Here is a 229-nt window from a genome sequence, read left to right as displayed (position 1 = left end):
TTAATCTTTCTTGTAGATGTATTAATGAAATTCTTTCCGTACACATCGCCATTGCATCCAATGTTACCTATTGTTCTTAACACACCTAATTTTACGTTTGCCCAAGAACTACCGGAACCGTTCATGACTTTGATTCCATCATCGATAAAGTTACGAGATATACGCATCATAATTTGATTAGCAAATGTAAAATCTACATCTCCGCCGTATGCAGGTGCGGTATCTGTAA

The 229-nt window shown here is 36.7% G+C and carries 1 protein-coding gene; it reads right to left on the bottom strand.

Annotation, left to right across the window (positions count from 1 at the left end):
* Positions 1-229 (bottom strand): hypothetical protein (locus tag KVT27_RS23515; RefSeq protein WP_483307976.1); only part of this gene is annotated, 229 nt, incomplete at both ends.

Origin of the sequence: Lysinibacillus sp. GbtcB16 (assembly GCF_019091145.1) — a bacterium.
In the GTDB taxonomy this organism is placed as follows: domain Bacteria; phylum Bacillota; class Bacilli; order Bacillales_A; family Planococcaceae; genus Lysinibacillus; species Lysinibacillus fusiformis.
This window is presented reverse-complemented; position numbering and strand designations above follow the sequence as displayed.